This is a genomic window from Zooshikella ganghwensis (assembly GCF_018263875.1).
Taxonomy (GTDB): domain Bacteria; phylum Pseudomonadota; class Gammaproteobacteria; order Pseudomonadales; family Zooshikellaceae; genus Zooshikella; species Zooshikella ganghwensis.
The window spans coordinates 104,934-124,603 of record NZ_JAEVHG010000002.1; the positions used below are offsets into that span (position 1 = coordinate 104,934).

At 42.4% G+C, this 19,670-nt stretch carries 19 protein-coding genes; 4 read left to right on the forward strand and 15 right to left on the reverse strand.

Going from position 1 to position 19,670, the window contains the following annotated elements:
* Positions 1-321 precede the first annotated feature (321 nt).
* Positions 322-3,153, forward strand: a complete 2,832-nt coding sequence (gene barA / locus KHS79_RS04375) for a two-component sensor histidine kinase BarA (protein ID WP_212717004.1) — start codon at positions 322-324, stop codon at positions 3,151-3,153.
* Positions 3,154-3,306: 153 nt separating this feature from the next.
* Here barA and acpS read toward each other — a convergent pair whose 3' ends face one another.
* The 13 genes from acpS to rpoE all read right to left on the reverse strand — a co-directional run bounded on the left by acpS (position 3,307) and on the right by rpoE (position 14,553).
* On the reverse strand, positions 3,307-3,684 hold the full coding sequence (acpS, locus tag KHS79_RS04380; RefSeq protein WP_027706947.1) for a holo-ACP synthase: 378 nt from the start codon (positions 3,682-3,684) through the stop codon (positions 3,307-3,309).
* Positions 3,681-4,433 (reverse strand): pyridoxine 5'-phosphate synthase, encoded by a 753-nt coding sequence (gene pdxJ / locus KHS79_RS04385; protein ID WP_407704218.1) that lies wholly within the window; start codon positions 4,431-4,433, stop codon positions 3,681-3,683. Before pdxJ ends, acpS begins: the two co-directional genes overlap by 4 nt.
* Positions 4,434-4,447: 14 nt before the next feature.
* Positions 4,448-5,167 (reverse strand): DNA repair protein RecO, encoded by a 720-nt coding sequence (gene recO / locus KHS79_RS04390; protein WP_212717015.1) that lies wholly within the window; start codon positions 5,165-5,167, stop codon positions 4,448-4,450.
* A complete protein-coding gene (gene era, locus KHS79_RS04395; protein ID WP_212717026.1) occupies positions 5,168-6,088 on the reverse strand; it encodes a GTPase Era in 921 nt (306 codons plus the stop codon).
* A complete protein-coding gene (gene rnc / locus KHS79_RS04400) occupies positions 6,081-6,770 on the reverse strand; it encodes a ribonuclease III (protein WP_094788092.1) in 690 nt (229 codons plus the stop codon). The genes era and rnc overlap by 8 nt, the downstream gene beginning before the upstream one ends.
* Positions 6,767-7,138 carry a DUF4845 domain-containing protein gene (locus tag KHS79_RS04405; RefSeq protein ID WP_212717028.1) on the reverse strand — a complete coding sequence of 124 codons (372 nt, stop codon included), beginning with the start codon at positions 7,136-7,138 and terminating at the stop codon, positions 6,767-6,769. The genes rnc and KHS79_RS04405 overlap by 4 nt, the downstream gene beginning before the upstream one ends.
* A gap of 154 nt (positions 7,139-7,292) precedes the next feature.
* On the reverse strand, positions 7,293-8,114 hold the full coding sequence (lepB, locus tag KHS79_RS04410) for a signal peptidase I (protein WP_212717031.1): 822 nt from the start codon (positions 8,112-8,114) through the stop codon (positions 7,293-7,295).
* Between the two features lie 2 nt (positions 8,115-8,116).
* Positions 8,117-9,916: a translation elongation factor 4 gene (gene lepA / locus KHS79_RS04415; protein WP_027706954.1), complete on the reverse strand. Its 1,800-nt coding sequence runs from the start codon at positions 9,914-9,916 to the stop codon at positions 8,117-8,119.
* Positions 9,917-10,116: 200 nt separating this feature from the next.
* The gene (locus tag KHS79_RS04420; protein WP_212717033.1) at positions 10,117-11,526 is read right to left on the reverse strand and encodes a DegQ family serine endoprotease; all 1,410 of its coding nucleotides are present in this window, start codon (positions 11,524-11,526) and stop codon (positions 10,117-10,119) included.
* A 59-nt stretch (positions 11,527-11,585) separates the two neighbouring features.
* Positions 11,586-12,041, reverse strand: coding sequence for a SoxR reducing system RseC family protein (locus KHS79_RS04425; RefSeq protein WP_212717035.1), 456 nt, complete (start codon positions 12,039-12,041; stop codon positions 11,586-11,588).
* A 54-nt stretch (positions 12,042-12,095) separates the two neighbouring features.
* On the reverse strand, positions 12,096-13,103 hold the full coding sequence (locus KHS79_RS04430; protein WP_212717037.1) for a MucB/RseB C-terminal domain-containing protein: 1,008 nt from the start codon (positions 13,101-13,103) through the stop codon (positions 12,096-12,098).
* 7 nt (positions 13,104-13,110) lie between these two features.
* Positions 13,111-13,845 carry a sigma-E factor negative regulatory protein gene (locus KHS79_RS04435; RefSeq protein WP_212717039.1) on the reverse strand — a complete coding sequence of 245 codons (735 nt, stop codon included), beginning with the start codon at positions 13,843-13,845 and terminating at the stop codon, positions 13,111-13,113.
* Between the two features lie 117 nt (positions 13,846-13,962).
* A complete protein-coding gene (gene rpoE, locus KHS79_RS04440; protein WP_027706959.1) occupies positions 13,963-14,553 on the reverse strand; it encodes an RNA polymerase sigma factor RpoE in 591 nt (196 codons plus the stop codon).
* A 641-nt stretch (positions 14,554-15,194) separates the two neighbouring features.
* Between rpoE and nadB the strand changes: the two genes are divergently transcribed.
* Entirely contained in the window at positions 15,195-16,826 is a 1,632-nt protein-coding gene (nadB, locus tag KHS79_RS04445; protein ID WP_212717041.1) for an L-aspartate oxidase, read from the forward strand.
* Here nadB and KHS79_RS04450 read toward each other — a convergent pair.
* Together KHS79_RS04450 and KHS79_RS04455 are read right to left on the reverse strand one after the other, a co-directional pair.
* Positions 16,823-17,287, reverse strand: a complete 465-nt coding sequence (locus tag KHS79_RS04450; RefSeq protein ID WP_212717043.1) for a protein YgfX — start codon at positions 17,285-17,287, stop codon at positions 16,823-16,825. The genes nadB and KHS79_RS04450 overlap by 4 nt on opposite strands.
* Positions 17,268-17,525 (reverse strand): FAD assembly factor SdhE, encoded by a 258-nt coding sequence (locus tag KHS79_RS04455; RefSeq protein ID WP_027706962.1) that lies wholly within the window; start codon positions 17,523-17,525, stop codon positions 17,268-17,270. Before KHS79_RS04455 ends, KHS79_RS04450 begins: the two co-directional genes overlap by 20 nt.
* 158 nt (positions 17,526-17,683) lie before the next feature.
* Between KHS79_RS04455 and ygfZ the strand changes: the two genes are divergently transcribed.
* Positions 17,684-18,709, forward strand: coding sequence for a CAF17-like 4Fe-4S cluster assembly/insertion protein YgfZ (gene ygfZ, locus KHS79_RS04460; protein ID WP_212717045.1), 1,026 nt, complete (start codon positions 17,684-17,686; stop codon positions 18,707-18,709).
* Positions 18,710-18,822: 113 nt separating this feature from the next.
* Positions 18,823-19,656: an HDOD domain-containing protein gene (locus KHS79_RS04465; RefSeq protein ID WP_212717047.1), complete on the forward strand. Its 834-nt coding sequence runs from the start codon at positions 18,823-18,825 to the stop codon at positions 19,654-19,656.
* Positions 19,657-19,670: the final 14 nt, after the last annotated feature.

Consider the following 19,670-nt stretch of genomic DNA (forward strand, 5'->3'; position numbering starts at 1 on the left):
CCGACAATACTACAAATGGTACCCACCCAAGTCTTTAAATGTTAATACTGATTAACTATATGATTATTCTTCTAGGCTATTTAAAACACTATAGTTGGATCATTTTGATATATCTACCTTTTAAGCTATGGCAACACTTACCTCAAACCGGCTATCAAAAGTTATAAACTTGCACCCTTTTTAGAGTCATGGCTTAATCCACGCTCAATAACGCTATACTCCAATTGCGACCTAATCGTTGATCACCTATCACCTGTAAACTAATACACAGGCTTGGTAGATAAGCAGTGTGATCAAACATTGATCCCCAAAGGGTTATTTATGCTTCGTAATAAGGGCTTAAAAAGTAGAGTTTTCGCTTTAGCACTACTACCAACCATTACCATATCACTGGTATTAGGCGTCTTTTTTACGATTGCCCGCTTAAATGACCTAGATACCTTATTACTTGAGCGCAGTCAGGCCACGGTTGAACAACTTATTCCTATGAGCGAATATGGCTTACAGCTTGAAAATAACAAGCTGTTACAGCGCCTTGCCAGCTCGGCATTAGAAAAAAACGATGTTCGTTCAATTACACTTTACGCACACAATAAACAACCGGTGATTCATGCGGGACCAAGAATGCTCACACAGCACTTGTCCAACATGAAGCATCCTCCTAACAGCCAGCAAATTACGATTCAGAAAGATACGATACACATTGCGCTTCCAGTTTTTACTCGGCAGACTCATACGATTAATCAAGACTTGCGGAGCAATGCCCAACCCTCAAGTAAGCGCGTATTTTTAGGTTGGATTGAGGTCGAGTTTTCAAGAGCAAATACCGAGTTAAAAAAATATCAAACTATACTTGCCAGCACCTTGTTAATTATTTCTGGAATATTGATTAACTTATTTCTCGCCTTCCGTTTAGGGATTCATATTACGGAGCCATTACAAAAAATTATTAATGCTGTGGCTCATATTCGCGACGGCAATCTTGATACACGTATTAACTCCGAAACAGCAGGTGAACTCAAAACACTCGAGTCAGGCATAAATGCCATGGTTGCATCCTTGCAACGGGCGCATTTAGAAATGCAGCAAAACATTGAGCAGTCCACTAAAGACTTACAGGAAACACTAGAAACTATTGAAATTCAAAACATCGAACTGGATATGGCTCGAAAAGAAGCCTTAGAAGCCAGCCGTATTAAATCAGAGTTTTTAGCTAATATGAGCCATGAAATTAGAACACCACTAAATGGCATTATAGGCTTTACAAATTTATTACTTCGCTCCAAAGTGAATGAGCGTCAACGTGAGTATTTGTCGACTATACAAAAGTCTTCAGAAAACTTACTGGCTATTATTAATGACGTATTAGATTTCTCAAAAATTGAAGCAGGTAAACTTGAGCTAGAAAGCATTCCAATGAATTTGCGAGAAAGTATTGAAGAGGTATTAACCATTCTCGCCCCTGCTGCCCATGAAAAATCTCTTGAACTTGTCCCCTTAATTTATTCCGATACACCCACTCAGCTTATCGGTGACCCACTTCGCTTAAAACAAATTCTCACCAACCTTGTCAGTAATGCGATTAAATTTACCAATGATGGTTCTATTGTTATTCGTGCCATGTTAGAAGATGAAAAAGATAACAAAGTAACCATAAAAATCAGTGTAACTGACACTGGTATAGGTCTATCCAAAGAACAGCAAAATGAGCTTTTTAAAGCATTTTCTCAAGCCGATACCTCAACCACAAGAAATATTGGTGGGACTGGATTAGGGTTAGTTATATCCAAACATCTCGCACAAAAAATGCAAGGCGAAGTGGGCGTTGAAAGTGAACTAGGTAAAGGCTCCTCTTTCTGGTTTACAATCACAGTGCCCATTGCCAATGAGCCAGCAATTAAAGAGCATTTTCCTGCCTTGTCTGGTAGCAGAATTATTATGTATGAGCATCATGAGCTTGCAGCACAAGCAGTTATGCACCTGCTGCGTGATTTTGATCTAGATGTTACGCAATGTCATGACCCAAATGAATTAACGCAGCTTCTTGAACAAGCACGTTATGATCGCAATCCTTATGATATCGCATTAGTCAGTCATCACCCTTCATATACTGACTTAGATGTTATCCGGCAATTATTAAAAGCTACAGCAAACCGAAGTACACATTTAATTATTTTGGCTAACACCAATAAAGAAGCTTCCATTAATCGCTTATTAGAAAATAACAATAATGCTTTGTGTATCGTAAAACCATTATGCTATAACCGGTTATATCGTGCTTTATCCTATTTCATTGTCGAGCAACCTAACAGCTCTGGTAATCAGCACCAGCATGTTGCCAAACGAATTAACCAGGCTATTACTCGACAGCCACATATTTTGGCAGTCGATGATAATCCCGCTAATTTAAAATTAGTTTCAGCATTACTTGAAGACTTAGGAGCAAAAGTCACTGCTGTTGATTCTGGAACAAAAGCCATCATAAAAACAAAGCAATATCATTTTGACTTGATTTTTATGGATGTACAAATGCCCGGCATGGATGGACTTGAAACCACTAAACGTATCCGAGAACGCGAGCTTGGTGAGCGTCGAATTCCCATCATCGCCCTCACCGCACATGCTTTAGCCGAAGAAAAAAAGCAGCTTTTACTGGCAGGCATGGATGACTACATGACCAAGCCAATTAATGAAAACCAGCTGCAGCATGTCATTAAAAAATGGACCGGGTTACATGTTGCACCACTAGAAAACAGTGATGAGCAAATAGCCTCGGCACACCATTCGAGTGATGATAGCTCTGGCATCGTCGATATGGCCCAAGGTATTAAGTTAGCCGGAGGCAAAGAAGATTTAGCTCAAGATATGCTGAATATGTTACTTGCAGGTTTAGAGCAAGATAGAAACGAGATTCGCGCACTTTATCGGGAAAAAAACTGGGATAAATTACTTGAACAGGTTCATCGACTTCATGGTGCTACACGTTATTGTGGCGTTCCATTCCTTCGCCAAGCCTGCCATGATATGGAATCTATTTTAAAAGCTGCAGAAAACAATAAAGAAGAACGAAGGAAAGTTGCCAGTGCGATGGAAGAACTAATTGAACAAACAGAACAGTTATTACAGTGGAATAAACAACACCAGTCTACTTAAGAGGACTCTACCTATCTGACCCTGTAAATATTTCTGTGTATCCGCCCAGTTTTAAATATAGGCTCATGGGGCTTCGTCACTCGATGGCCGCACCTAAAAACCATTCGTATTGGTTATATTAAATAATAACTGAAAGCAGCGTACTTTTCGCTATCATGCACTCAATACAACAAATGCAACCACATAATCCTGCTCATCGGCAAGGGAAACATGACAGTGCTTGCCTCCCAGCTTTTCCATAGTGACTAATGCCTGTGCAGAAAAGTTTAAGGTAGGTGCTCCCAAATCATTATTGTTAACATGAATATGTTGCCACGAAACCCCCTGTGCTATACCCGTCCCTAATGCTTTAGCAGCAGCCTCTTTAACTGCAAATCGCTTGGCTAAAAAAGCCGTAGGTTTAGGGTGAGACTGATAACGTTGTAACTCAGTTGGAGTTAAAATACGTCGAGCAAAACGAGCGCCTAGGCGTTGTTCAACATCAGCAATACGCTCAATTTTTACAATATCAGTCCCTACCCCAATGATCATGCCTTTACATATCCTCGCGCTTGTAACATTAATTGTTTCATTTCCGTCACAGCACTTTTCAATCCTGTAAATAAAGCACGAGCAACAATACCATGCCCAATATTTAATTCGTTTATTTGAGGCAACGCCGCAATAATTTCAACATTTTGGTAGTTAAGACCATGACCTGCATTAACAATTAAGCCCTTATCTGCCGCATATTTCGCCGCTTGCTTAATTCGTTCAAATTCCTGCTGTTGCACACCATTGCTAACAGCATCAGCATAAGCACCTGTATGCAATTCGATCACAGGCGCACCACATTCAATGGCTGCATCAATTTGTGCTATATCTGGATCAATAAACAACGAAACTTCACTTTGGTGGGCGCCAAGTCTCTGACAGGCCTGCTTCACCTGATCAAAATGTTTAACAACATCTAATCCACCTTCTGTTGTTAATTCTTGTCGTTTTTCTGGCACCAAACAAACATGCTCTGGAAAAACCTGTGCAGCAAAAGCTAACATTTCCTCGGTCACAGCCATTTCCAGGTTCATTCGTGTTTGTAAAACTTGTTTTAAGATAGCTATATCTCTTTCCTGAATATGACGTCGATCTTCCCTTAGATGCACAGTGATGCCATCAGCCCCTCCTTCCTCCGCCAGTAGTGCAGCCTGCACCGGATCAGGATAACGTGTACCTCTTGCCTGACGTATGGTGGCAATATGATCAATATTTACGCCTAACTGTATTCGTTGAAATGGAATCACTGCTTTATTCCTTATTATTTACGCTTCACTGGAAACAGCGCTCGACTATTGAGTGGCTTATCACCTAATAACTCCCTTAAAGCTAATCTCATCAAACGCTTTGCAGATTGGCGTGTACTTTTCTGCAGATAATTATCCTCTGCAATAGCCAGCAACTCCCTGCCTGGAAAACAACGATACGCTTGTTGAGACAACTCTTTTTTTGTTGCTTTTATAAAGCCTAATTCTGGTACAAAGCAATAAACCTTAGCAGGCTCAATAAAAGCATCACTTTCCGCTTCATATAACAGTGGTAAACCATACCCTAGAGCAATGAGTAACTGTTTTTCAAAACGTCGTAATACTATATCTAGTGTATTCTTGGCAATAGTAAGCGAACTCAAGGTCTGCGTATACAGCTGAAAAATATCAGTTGAAGTATCATGAGTGGGAAGTAAACGATACAGAAGTTCATTTAAGTAAAAAGCACAATAGAGGGTATCGCCATTTAACTCAAAAGGAGATGCATTGGTTTCCCACTGATAGCAACTTAAAAGTGTCTGTTGTTTTTTTAGCTGCAACCAATAGGAAACAAAGGGTTGTAAGGTCGGAAGTGTTTGACGTTTTTGTTTTTTTGAGGTTTTACAAATAACCTTTAAGCGCCCCTGCTCTTTAGTGAATAAATCAACCAAAGTGCTATTTTCCCTGTAGGGACGCTGATGAAGCACATAGCCAGATACTAACTCAACCGTCATTTACTGCCTGAAATCATCATACCCTAGACTACGCAGCGCACGCTCATCATCAGACCAGCCACCTTTGACTTTTACCCATAAATTGAGCATTACCTGGCTATCAAACAGTCGCTCCATATCTAGCCGTGCATCATGTCCAATAGACTTTAAGCGAGCACCTTTCGCACCAATGACAATGGCTTTTTGCCCATCTTTTTCAACAAGGATCAGGGCACTGATATGAAGCACTTTTCCGTCCTGTTTAAACTCTTCTATTTCAACAGTAATTTGATAAGGAATTTCATCACCCAACTGACGCATAACTTTTTCTCTCACAAGTTCTGCGGCAAGAAAACGTGAGCTACGATCAGTGAGCTGATCTTCCTCATAGAAGTGAATACTTTCTGGTAAGTGTGCAGCTACTGCTGCTTCCAGTTGCTCAATACTTGCCCCGGTTTTGGCCGACATTGGAATTAATTCTGCGCTAGGCATACGCTTAGCAAGTTCCTCAAGTAAAGGCAGCAGTTGCTCTTTTTCAGTTACTTTATCCACTTTATTAATGGCAACAATAAGTGGGCATTTCATTCCTTGTAGTTGGTCAAGCACCATTTGATCTTCATCTGTCCAGCGGTTACGGTCAATCATGAAAATGACCACATCAACATCGTTAATGGCTGAACTTGCTGCACGATTCATGTAACGATTGATCGCCTTCTTGACACTTTTATGAAGTCCTGGCGTATCAACATAAATGGCTTGTACATCACCTGCTGTCTTTATTCCAATAATTTGATGACGCGTCGTTTGAGGCTTACGCGAGGTGATACTCAGTTTTTGTCCTAGAATACGGTTCATTAATGTCGATTTACCCACATTAGGTCGACCGACAATAGCCACAAATCCACACCGACTACTTGTACTAGAATGATTGCTATCAACCATTAGCTTTATCTACTCCTAAGTGTTCAAGCGCTTTTCGAGCCGCTTGCTGCTCAGCTCCACGGCGGCTGGAACCAATACCAATGGTTTTGTCTTGCAACATGGAAACATTACACTCGATGGTAAATGTCTGGGCATGTGCTTCACCTTCAATACTGATGACATCATACTGGGGTAAAGCTTCCTGACGTGACTGTAAGAACTCCTGCAGTCGTGTTTTAGGGTCTTTCTGGGTGTCTTCCAACGTCAGCTGGTCAAGTCGAGACTCAAACCACTGAAGTACACATTGTCGGCAAGCCTCCATCCCGCCATCCAGGTACATCGCACCGATAATGGCTTCTAAGGCATCAGCCAGGATAGACTCTCGGCGAAAACCGCCACTCTTAAGCTCTCCAGAGCCTAACCTTAGATAGTCCCCCAAGCCAAACTCCTTGGCAATTTCTGCCAAGGTTGCGCCACGCACTAAGCGTGCACGCAGCCGACTTAACTGCCCTTCCTTCGCTTCTTGAAAGCGACTAAAGAGCTCTTCAGCAATTACAAAGTTAACAATAGAGTCACCCAAAAACTCCAAACGCTCATTATTCTGACCACCAAAACTGCGATGGGTTAATGCCAGTAATATGCGTGACGGGTCGTTAAAGTGATATCCGAGCTTTTTACAAAGTGGTGTTAATGACTTCTTCACTTAGTCTGAGTATTCCAATTATGTTCAAAGGTTAAAACAACATAAATATTTGCCAACAGGTGCTCACGCTTTTCATAGTTAATGACAACATTAACAACGCCACCTTGTCGCTTCACTTTAACAGCATCCTTAGGAATATCTCGAATACTGTTAACCTGAAATCCTCGGCTAATTAAATCTCTAATTTCATTAGGAGAAGCTGAACCTATATCTGGCCGGTCTAAATTCTTCAGCACCTTGGCAATGGACATATCATCCAAGTAATGGGGCAACATTTTTAGTGTACACAACACAGCAAAGCCCCCTACCACAAATACAAATAACCAGCCGGCTAGCGTCATTCCCTGTTGTTTATGCATTAGCTTCATAGCACCATCTCTTTTTCAATGATTGAACCAAAAATAGTTAATCTGTAAGGTCTATTACAAAAATAGACCCATTTCGCAAATTTTATGCTATGAGCACTAAACTTCTTTTAAAAAACTACTCGGGAGTCAATGCCGTAAGACGAATGGCACCATATTATTCAATAGCACCATTATTTTTAAAGCTCGGCAACTGTCCCCAGCTAGGCCAGTGCATCCAAATATAAATAGCTTTACCTACAACATTAGCATCAGGCACAAACCCCCAGCTTCGGCTGTCATTACTGTTGTCGCGATTATCGCCCATCACAAAATAATGACCTTCAGGCACAGTCCATTCACCATCTAAACGCCTTAGTTGGATTTGCATCCCAACATTTTCTCGAATTTGATGCTTTACACCCCCTAAATTTTCTTCTAACAGCTTATAGGGAATGTTTTGCTCATGAAGTTGAGCGATAAATTGCTCTTCAACTAGCTCACCATTAATAAACAGCTGTTTATCTTTATATTTAATCGTATCGCCAGGAAGACCCACTACCCGTTTGATAAAGTTAATCGTAGGGTTAGCAGGCTCTTTAAATACCATTACATCGCCACGTTGAGGGTCATTAACATTGACAACTTTGGTGCCAATCACGGGTAGGCGTATTCCATAAGCGTATTTATTCACCAATATGAAATCACCAATAGCCAATGTTGGTTTCATAGAACCTGAAGGGATTTGAAAAGGCTCAAAAAGAAAGGAGCGAACTACCAATACAATGAGTAGTATTGGAAAAATTGACTTTGCCGTTTCAAAAACAGCTGGTTCTTTGGTGATTTTTAAGACCACCTCATCATCTACATCACTGGTAGACGCTTTATATTGGTCAACCGCAAGACGACGACGAGGCGCTAATAAAAAATAATCACATGCAGCCAATACACCCGTCAGAAAAACTGCAATGACTAAAATAAGTGGAAAGTTAAAGTCCATAATTATTTCTCTACTTTTAGTACAGCAAGGAACGCATCCTGTGGTATTTCTACCCGCCCAACTTGCTTCATCCGTTTTTTACCTGCTTTTTGTTTTTCAAGCAGTTTACGTTTTCGGCTCACATCTCCGCCATAGCATTTTGCGGTTACATTTTTACGTAGTGCTTTAACTGTTTGACGAGCAATAATATGCCCCCCAATAGCCGCTTGAATGGCTACATCAAACATCTGACGTGGAATTATTTCTTTCATTTTTTCTGTCAGGAGACGACCACGATGCATAGCATGATCTTTATGAACAATAAGCGCTAAAGCATCAACTTTTTCACCATTGATCAAGATATCCAAACGGACCAAATTGGCCGCCTGAAAGCGCTCAAAACTGTAGTCTAGTGAAGCAAACCCACGACTTACTGACTTCAAGCGATCAAAAAAGTCCAGTACTACCTCACTCATGGGAAGCTCATAGCTCAATGACACTTGTCCTCCAACAAACTGCATATCCTTTTGCACACCACGCTTCTCCACACAAAGAGAAATAACATTACCTAAATAATCTTGTGGTACGAGGATATTTGCTTGAACAATGGGTTCACGCATTTCATTGACGACAGAAGGGTCAGGTAACCGAGAAGGATTATCCACATAATGAACAGAGCCATCCTTGTGTTCTACTTCATAAATTACCGTTGGGGCTGTGGTGATGAGGTCCAGATTATACTCACGCTCTAGACGTTCCTGGATAATTTCCATATGGAGCATACCCAGAAAACCACAGCGAAAACCAAAGCCTAACGCATCTGAAGATTCAGGCTCATAAAACAAAGATGCATCATTAAGCGACAGCTTACCCAGTGCCTCACGGAATGATTCAAAATCATCTGAGCTAATAGGAAATAATCCAGCGTAGACCTGGGGTTTAACCTTTTGGAAACCCGGCAATGCAGGAACATCTCCCCCAGAAGATAGCACTAAGGTATCGCCAACGGGGGCACCGTGAATATCCTTAATGCTTGCCACAACATAGCCTACTTCACCAGCACGAAGAACACCGGTTTCATGACGCTTTGGCGTAAAAATACCAACACCATCAACGACATGCACATCCCCAGTAGACTTAACTTTTACCTTATTGCCCTTATGCAAACTACCCTGAACAACACGGACTAAAGACACAACACCCAAGTAGTTATCAAACCAGGAGTCAATAATCAGTGCCTGTAATGGCTTATCATAGTCGCCTTCAGGAGGTGGTATTAATTGAATCAGGCGCTCTATAACATCTGAAACACCCAATCCACTTTTAGCACTACATTGCACTGCATCTGTCGCATCCAAGCCAATTATGTCTTCTATTTCTTGTGCAACACGCTCAGGTTCAGCCTGAGGTAGATCAATTTTATTGAGTACAGGCATCACCTCCAAACCTTGTTCTATCGCAGTGTAGCAGTTTGCTACTGACTGGGCTTCAACACCCTGTGCGGCATCCACAACCAGCAATGCGCCTTCACATGCGGCAAGTGAACGAGAAACTTCATAGGAAAAGTCCACATGCCCTGGAGTATCAATAAAGTTTAGTTGGTATCTTTTCCCATCCAAGGCTTCATAGTTTAGGGTTACACTCTGCGCCTTAATGGTTATCCCACGCTCACGCTCAATATCCATGGAATCTAGCACTTGAGCGGCCATTTCACGATCAGACAAACCTCCACAGGTTTGAATAAAACGATCAGCCAGCGTGGACTTACCATGGTCAATATGGGCAATAATGGAAAAATTGCGAATATGGCTTAAATCACTCACGATACTTTGTGCCACCAATTGTCACTGATAAAAAAATGCTAGCCCTTATATTTACTTTCTTAAAGGGCTGCAACAGAACAGTATATCTACTTTGAAATCAAAGATTGACAGAAAGGCTGAATTCTAACGTATTTATTACCTTCCGGCTATGCTGACAGGGTTGAGGAGGAGCTAACCTGTCAGCCTTTTATCCTTACTATTTAGTTATCTGTAAGTTTAAATGTGATATAGCCTGGCTTGCCATGACGGACCAAACGCATAGGGATGGATTTATTTGCAGGTAATTTGTCCACCACATCATAAAAGCTTTCGGCGGAATCAACTTTCTCGTTATAGATATCAGTAATGAAGTCACCTGAGCGCAAACCAACATCACGACCAGGACCTTCAAGTACCTTACTCACAACCACACCATGGGCCAGGTCATGCTGCTCTTTCTCATCAGCTGTCAGCGTTTTAACTGTAACCCCTAGTCGATTTGACAACGCTTTAGGCGTGTTTTGCTTGCTATCAACAAGATGTCGTTTATCTGGAAGCTCACCAATCATGACTGAAAGCGTTTGTTTTTCTCCCTTACGAAGTATGTCAACCTCAACTTGCTTACCTACTGGTGTCCGGCCAACAATATAAGGCAAATCCGATGATTCTTTAATCTCTTGACCACCAAACTGTAAAATAATGTCGCCACTCTCAAAACCTGCTTTTTCTGCAGGGCTATCTTCAAGAACCTCTGCCACAAGTGCACCCATCGGTTTTTCTAAGTCAAATGACTCAGCTAGTTCCTTGTTCATAGCCTGAATCATAACCCCTAGCCAGCCTCGCGAGACATACCCCTTCTCTTTGAGCTGCTTAACCACATCCATAGCAACATCCATGGGAATCGCAAAAGAAAGCCCCATAAACCCTCCAGATCGAGTATAAATCTGAGAGTTAATGCCAATCACCTCTCCATCTAAGTTCAGGAGTGGACCACCAGAGTTACCTGGGTTAATAGCAACATCCGTTTGAATAAATGGAACATAATTTTCACTAGGCAAGTTACGTCCTGTCGCGCTCACAATTCCTGCGGTTACAGATGCTTCAAAACCAAATGGCGAGCCAATTGCCACAACCCACTGGCCAGGTTTAATCACTGCTTGAGTATTTACTTTAACAACAGGTAAGTCTGATGCCTCAATTTTAAGCAGTGCTAAATCTGATCGCTCATCAGCACCAATGACTTTTGCTTCAAGCTCTCTTCGGTCTCGCAACCTAACTAGTATTTCGTCAGCCCCAGAAATAACGTGATTATTTGTTAATACATAACCATCTTGAGAAACAATAAAGCCTGAGCCTAGTGAGTGAGCAGGCATTTTATTATCTTTACCAGGGGGGAATGGCTTTCCAAAAAAATCACGAAAAATATCAGGTAAATCTTGGTGAAACTCACGGAACTGGAGCTGCTGTCGCCTTTTAGGTTCCTGTCGTGTACTAATATTAACAACAGCAGGAGAGGTATTCTCGACTAGCTCGGTAAAGTCCGGATAAGATCCTGCACGAGCGGTGGAAAGTGTTATCACTGTTGATAAAACAAATAGCCAAAGAAAGCGAACAGTTAGTACAGTTCTCATAAGAAACCAAAACCCTTAAAATCTGTTTATTATTTATTCAATTTAGTGGTTTTAACTATTCAAGAAATTGCTTGAGCTGCTAGCTTTACACGTATTACTACAGGTAATGTTTTTTTCTGAACAAAATGCTTATGGCTATAGTCCCTCACCCCAACAAATGTCAGCAGTAATAAAGAAAGCGCTACCCCTAAGCTTGCTAATTCATGTAACTGCCACCAATGACCTAAAAATAGTCCCAATAAAAGCGCACAGAGAGGCAGTAAGTAGACTAAAACTGAAGCATTAACTAGGGTATTTTCCTCGATACCAATGACTACCTCATCACCAACCTGTAAGGAGTAGTTATCACTAAGTGCTTTGATATAGGCATGTTGGCGATTGGGAATCAGCTTTTCCATAAGGTTATGCCCGCACCCTGACTTAGCCTGACATTTGCCGCATGTAGTTCGCCTAATGGTTTGGACCCACACTGCACCAGGCTCGACAGCCATTACATGTCCTTGTTCTTCTATCATTTTAGCTGATATCTTTTCTCTGATTTAAAACGTTAAACTTTAGGTAATATTACTTTAACGCTTATTTAAAGCTGACTGCACTGAAACTGCAATTTTTTCAGCTGTTTTTTCAGGGACCTCACCGACAACAGTAACCAGATAAATGTTGTTGTTATCCTTTAGCATTCGAGAAATAGCCGTCATTGCTCCTCGACGACTCAAGGCTTGTTGGGCAGCTGAACGCTCATCACCTTGCTCAACAAAAACAGAAAAGCCTGCCAGCCCATCAGAAAACATCAATGAGGCAACCGTCATACCATACCCTGAATGCTTACGCTCATCATGCCTCGATAGCTCAAAACCATCAGGTACCCAGGATACACGCCAGCTTTGCAGGGTATCACTTGGTTGACGGCTAACGCTCTGGGTTGAAATAACTTGTTCAACGGCATTTTCATCATTTAATGATGAAACCAGGCGCTCTTCTGCAATAGCCTCTCCAGTTTGTATGGAAGTAAACTGCAAACGTTCTAGTAGCTTGCCTTTATTATCCAGTAGCACCGACTTTAATAAAAGTGCAGTATCCTGATCTAACCATAATCGATAACCATATCGATGCTGATCATTTGGCACGACATTAATCACAGTAGTCGGCCGGTTTGCAATACGGCCGTGACCGTCTAACTCCAGCTTGTATAGCGAAGCAATTTTACTGAGGTTTTTTTGAAAAGCTTGAGCGAAAAGAATAGGTGTTCCTTGATGATCAAAACGGATTACTTCGTTTTTAGGGGTCACACATATTACTTTGTCCCCATAACGAATAACCTCTCGCGGCGGTCCATCTAAATACACCAACCGCTCACGAACCTGTCCATCTTGGTAAGCATGAGCGATAGACATAGTGGTCAATCCGCGACTATGTTCGTACACAAATTGACCTTCATAATTCAGCTGTTGAGTAGCGACAACCATAGCTTGCAGCCAATCCAGTGCTGTTCTTTTTTCAGTTGCAACAGCACTAAAGCTCGCCAATAACATAGCCACCGAGAGAAGAGTTTGACCTAAGCCCAGACGAACCCGCATACGCATATTACTTTGTCTCAAACTCATGGACTCTGGCAAATGGTAAAATGCCTTGATTAGCACTCAATGAACTGTATTCAGCATGCTGCAACATATAAGACTGAAAGCGCGCCTGTGCAGCCATCTCAGCTAGTTGTTTCGCACGTAACGCTGCTTCATGCTGATCCACACGAAGTGGTACGCGGTATGTGGGTTGATCAGGATACCCTGCTAGCATAGGAGCTGCCTGCCCTGTCACCAGTGGTGACTCTCTAACAACTGGGGAGGCCGCCGACACAGGAATAGTGTTTGTTGTAGCTTCAGCTTGAGCAGTCAGCTCTGCTTCCAAATTATTATTTGCAGAACGATTCACTAAATTTGCACCTAACAGCACAGCCAAGGCAACTGTTGCAGCAACAGCTGCACCACCCGCAGGACGCAACCATCGCGACCAGCCATGAGCTACTGATACAGCACCACCCAAAACAGCTTGATCACTCATGGCCGTTTCATAGGCAGGCTGGTGATGTTCATGCATTGGCTCTGCATCAATAGCCGTACTTATCGCTGCAGACAAGTCAATGTGTGAAAAGTCATGAGTCTCTTTCCGCATGACTTCACCCACTAACTGGTATCGAAACGCCTTTGCTCGTGTTTCATCATTATCATGAAGATGTTTCAATACCCGGTGCAACTCCAGCTCATTCGCCTCACCATCCATGATGGCTGATAATGACTCGTAATTACGATCATCACTGCTCATAGAGGCACCTCATTGCACTGGAAAACATCAAGATCTGCTCTCATTGCCACACCATCCGTTCCATATTAAAAATCAAACGCCGTATTATCAAAAATCATTTCTTATCACTGTTAAGTCTCAGCCAGCAGCGCTGGATAACAGAGGCTGCACCTGTTTATCAACAGCTTCTCTTGCTCTAAAAATTCTTGAGCGCACAGTACCTACTGGGCACTGCATAACTTCAGCAATCTCCTCATAACTTAACCCATCAAACTCGCGAAGGGTGAGCGCTGAGCGTAAGTCATCAGGCAGACCTGCAATGGCTTTATACACAACCTTTTCAATTTCATCACGAAGTAGACGGTTCTCAGGATTTTCAATTTCCTTTAAGGGGTTATGTCCCTCAAAATATTCAGCTTCTTCACTATCGACATCTGTATCAGGTGGACGTCGGCCTTTTGATACCAGGTAGTTTTTCGCTGTGTTAATCGCGATACGGTAAAGCCAGGTATAAAATGCACTTTCACCACGAAATTTATCTATAGCTCGATAAGCTTTAATAAACGCCTCTTGAGTAACATCGTATACTTCCTGATGGTCATGCACATAGCGGCTGACCAAGCCAAGAATCTTATGCTGGTACTTTAGAACCAGCAGATCAAAAGCACGCTTGTCCCCCCGTTGGACTCGATCGATTAATTGTTGATCAGAGTCTTGCGCACTTACCATACTCCCTCCGCTGTTCCCAAGAACAACAGAGCGTTCAGGCATTGCCGGGTGGTTAAGTTATGTTCTGTTGTGTAGACCATATGGATAAATAAAAGTTCTCAACAGTTAGCTTGAGGTTATTGGCAGAAATCACAAGATGTGATCATAAGTCAACATCCCATTTCGAAACGTTCAAAAGCAGCTCTAAGTAATGTAGCCAAACTCTTTGAATTCAGTTCACTGATGGTATATCAACTGGTCTGATTTCAATGAAAAAACGCTTATATGCGCTTTTTCGATAAAATAAAGCCACTTCCTTTAAGATCCGACTCAACACTACCAATAACAGTCTAGATGGAGTCACATACTTAAAATTGGTTCCCAATGACAATTATTCAATAGCGAACAAGTCACACTGCCAAACAAAATTAATCACAAATACTTGTGAGGCAGTAAGTCAGTTTAATTCTTCACTCAACATAAATCTCCTTGAGCAAAATCAAACCAGCCCATGATCTTCCATGCCAAGACTGCCTATTCGAGTAGGCATACTATATACTTCACCTCCTGCATGTTATGCGTAAAAAACCTGCAATCGTAAGTAAATGACGTTAGATTAACGCTAAAATTTAATTGGCGTCTGCAAAAATCAAGGATTCCTCATGCCTCACGCATATCGCTATGATGTACTTGTCATTGGTAGTGGCGCTGCAGGGTTAACCTTAGCGTTAAATCTTGCTGACCACGTTAAAGTTGCTGTACTGAGTAAAGCCGAGCTTGTTGCAGGCTCAACTTATTGGGCACAAGGTGGTGTTGCAGGTGTTATTGACAAAAGTGATACTATCGAAGCGCATGTCAGCGACACCCTGACCGCTGGGGCAGGACTGTGTAGCGAAGATGCTGTTCGGTTCACTATCGAACACAGCAAAGCAAGTATTGATTGGTTAATAAGCCAGGGTGTTCCTTTTACTAAAGCGCAAATGGCGGATGGCCACGAAGACTATCATCTAACCAAAGAAGGTGGCCATAGTCATCGTCGAGTGATCCATGCTGCCGATGCAACAGGCCAGGCAATTTCTCAAACACTTATTGAACGAGCCTTAGCCCACCCTAATATAGAAACATTATCAAACCGCCTAGCCGTTGACTTAATCACATCTGAGAAACTCGGCATACAGCCGAACCGCTGTGTAGGTGCTTATGTACTTAACCTGAAAACTGATGAAGTTGAAGTATTTCATGCCAATCATGTCGTGCTTGCTAGCGGTGGGGCTAGTAAAGTCTATCTGTATACGAGTAATGTCGATGGTGCAACAGGCGACGGTATAGCAATGGCCTGGCGGGCAGGGTGCCGAGTGGCCAATATGGAATTTAACCAATTTCACCCAACATGCCTGTTTCACCCACAAGCAAAGTCATTCCTGGTTACTGAAGCAATTAGAGGAGAGGGTGGATTACTCAAGCTTCCTGATGGCAGTCGCTTTATGGCTAAGTTTGATAAGCGGGAAGAATTAGCGCCAAGGGATATCGTCGCCAGAGCAATCGACCATGAAATGAAGCGGCTAGGTATTGACTGTGTTTATTTAGATATCAGCCACAAGTCTAAAGAATTCATCTTAAGTCACTTCCCCAATGTTTATCAGCGCTGCCTGAGTTACGGTATTGATATTACTCAAGCCCCCATACCTGTTGTACCTGCTGCACACTACACCTGTGGTGGGATTATGGTAGACACTGCAGGGCGTACGGATATTAGAAACCTCTATGCCATTGGTGAGTGTAGCTTTACTGGCCTGCATGGTGCTAACCGATTAGCCAGTAATTCATTACTAGAGTGCGTGGTTTATGCGCTGGCCAGTGCTGAAGATATCAAGAAGCGTTTATCTATACCTCTCCCCCCCGTAGATATTCCTGACTGGGATGAAACCCAAGTTACTGACTCTGATGAAAATGTCATTATTGCGCACAACTGGGATGAGCTGCGGCGCTTTATGTGGGACTATGTTGGAATTGTAAGAACGACTAAACGGCTGATGCGAGCCAGACACCGCATCAATTTGCTGCATCAAGAAATTTATGAGTTTTACAGTAACTATAAAATCAGCAATGACTTAATCGAACTACGCAACTTAACAGTAGTTGCTGACCTCATTATTTCGTCCGCGATGGCCCGAAAAGAAAGTCGGGGGCTGCACTATACGCTGGACTATCCAGACTCACTCAGCAAAATTGAAGATACCATTCTCTACCCAACCAACTACCACCCTTATGCGGACCGTGAACCCTCTAGCTAAGGAAAAGTCGAGGCCTTTTCTTCAGACGATGACCAGCGCAGCACAACACGGAGAGTGCGTAGCTGCTCTTGGTTAATAGCATCAGCCATAATAACAACAGGTAAAGGGCGAGCTTTACCACTAACGTTAAAATTCAGAACAACCAGCTTTGCCATTACCAACGTATCGAAGTGAAGTGCTGCCTCTAATAATGTGCCATCCCTAAGCAGCAGCAACCAGCCCGAGGGTGTCTGCTGAATCTGCACCACACTTTTAGCTGCTGTTCGCCATACATGAAACCTTAGTAACCACAAGCAAGACCCAGCCATCATTATTAACAGCGTTAAATCCAGCCACCATAGCCATGGTGAAATAGTTAAGCCTAGTGCAGCTAAACTATGACTAAAAATTATCCAAGCAGCCAGGCAGCGGGATGGCTTTAGAGCAATAAAAAGGAGACCGTTAGCTTGATGCAGGGACATGGTTCAAAATCATCTCAACAATAATCGCCAGCTCCGGATCATCGGGCTGCTCTTTTTGCATAAACCAGCGAAAAAGGTCTGGATCCTCACAGTCAATCAGCTTCTTGTAACGAGCCTGGTTTTCCTCACTTAATAATGGAAAAGCTTCTTTAACAAAAGGCACTAAGAGTACATCTAATTCCAGCATACCGCGTCGGCTTCGCCAAAAAAGCCGATTATGTTCAGCCACTGATAACATCTTGATCCCTTACTCAAACATCACTTTCTACAGGTCTGCCCACAAGTCGAAGTATAGTGGGGCAATCATCTTGCACAAAATTGCTAAGCTGCTGTATTGTCGGTTACTTATTTCTATTCTTGCAAGTCAATTTGGTTAATTGGAATCTGGAAAAACACATGAGTACATCATGGTCTGAATTTTTAGAAGCTCAAGGGGCACAGTTTAATGATGATCAGGTTTTAGCTTTTCCACAACCGCCCCTTTCCTCGCAACCTACCCTCGTTGATTTAACGCCAATGGGTATTATTCATATCTCTGGAGAAGGCAGTGACAAGCTACTACAAGGTCAACTCACTTGCGACATAAATCAAGTGAGTGAATCACAAGCACAATTTGGAGCATACTGTACTCCCAAAGGCCGAATGATTGGTAACTTCTGGATATGGCGAGCTGATGATGACTTTCTGCTTTTTTTAAGTCGTAACGCCATTGAGCATTTTATTCAAACCCTTAGCAAATACGCTGTTTTTTATAAATGCAGTATCAGCAACCACAGTCAAAAGTGGGTTCAACTGGCGATCCTGGGTAATGAGGCAAATACAACGCTTAGCCAGACAGGTCTGCCAACCACAAATGATAAATTACAAATAACTACTCAAAATCAACTTCAAATAATCAACCTACCTGGGCAACAAGGCTATCTGATCAATTGCCCAATAGATCAGGCTGAGAATTACTGGCTCACCTTCAGTAAACACTGCTCACCTGCTGGCTATGGTTACTGGCAGCATTATTTAGTAGATCAAGGGATAGCTTGGATTAATCAGCAATTTCAAGAGAAATACATTCCTCAACAGTTCAACATGCAATTTATTGAGGGCATTAGCTTTAAAAAAGGCTGCTATACAGGACAGGAAATTGTTGCTCGCACCCAGTACTTAGGCAAATTAAAAAGCCGCCTATACCACATAAAGCTTCCAGATAATGCCACAGCTCTTCCTGGACAGCCATTGTACTCACCTGCACATAACAGCTCAGTGGGTGAAATTATCAGTTTAAACCACCCTACCCATTCAACTGAAGCGCTTGCTGTTCTCATGACGAAAGCAGTCAATAACGACGACGTATACCTTGATCAAGATTTATCAAAAAAAGTTCAGCTACTTAGCTTACCCTATACTATAACTAATGAAGGTTCTTGAGCTTAAAACCATTAATGACCGACAACTTTTGCGGGTGAGCCACCCGCCCGTTGTTGCCCATAAATCATTCAAGAACAAGGTGTCGTTGTTAAAAATAAGTTAAAGGAAGCAACATGGCTAATCTTGCTGAGCAGATTTTAACCGAGCTTACTGAGGCCATCGAAAATGAAGAACTATTCATGCCTACGCTACCAGAGGTTGCCCTAAGAATTCGCGAAACAGCAGAGGACCCAGATGTAGATGTGCCCACATTGGCTAAGGTAGTCAGTAATGATGCCGCTATTTCGGCAAGGATAATTAAGGTTGTTAACTCACCCTTAATGCGCGCATCCAGAGAAATTGACAATATTAATATGGCTGTAAACCGGCTGGGTATTACCTATACCGCCAACTTAGCGACAGGGCTGGCCATGGAGCAAATGTTTCAGGCGACGTCAGATGTCGTAGATAAAATTCTTCGCAGTGTTTGGCAGCACAGCACCGAAGTTGCAGGCATCAGTCACGTCTTATGTCGACACTTTACTCGGCTAATGCCTGACCAGGCGACACTCGCAGGTTTATTGCATCAGATAGGCGTACTCCCTATTCTGACCTATGTAGAAGAAAGAGGCTCAATACCCGACAGTATCAGCTTAAGCAGAGTTATTGAAGAAATTCATCCCAGGCTTGGTACACGCATTTTAAGAGCATGGGACTTCCCTGAAAATATTGCTGTCGTTCCCTCACAATACACTAATTTTAGCCGTGACTCTGATAAAGTTGATTATGTCGATATTGTCATGGTTGCCAATCTGCAAACCTTAGCAGGCTCAGGCCACCCATACACCAAACTGGACTGGACTCAAATAAAAGCCTTTGAAAAACTGGGTATAAATCCTGAAGATGAAGAAGGTGAAAGTGAAGACTTGACTGCCGAAATGGATGCCGCCATGTCGCTACTGCAATAATCAATCTGCATACG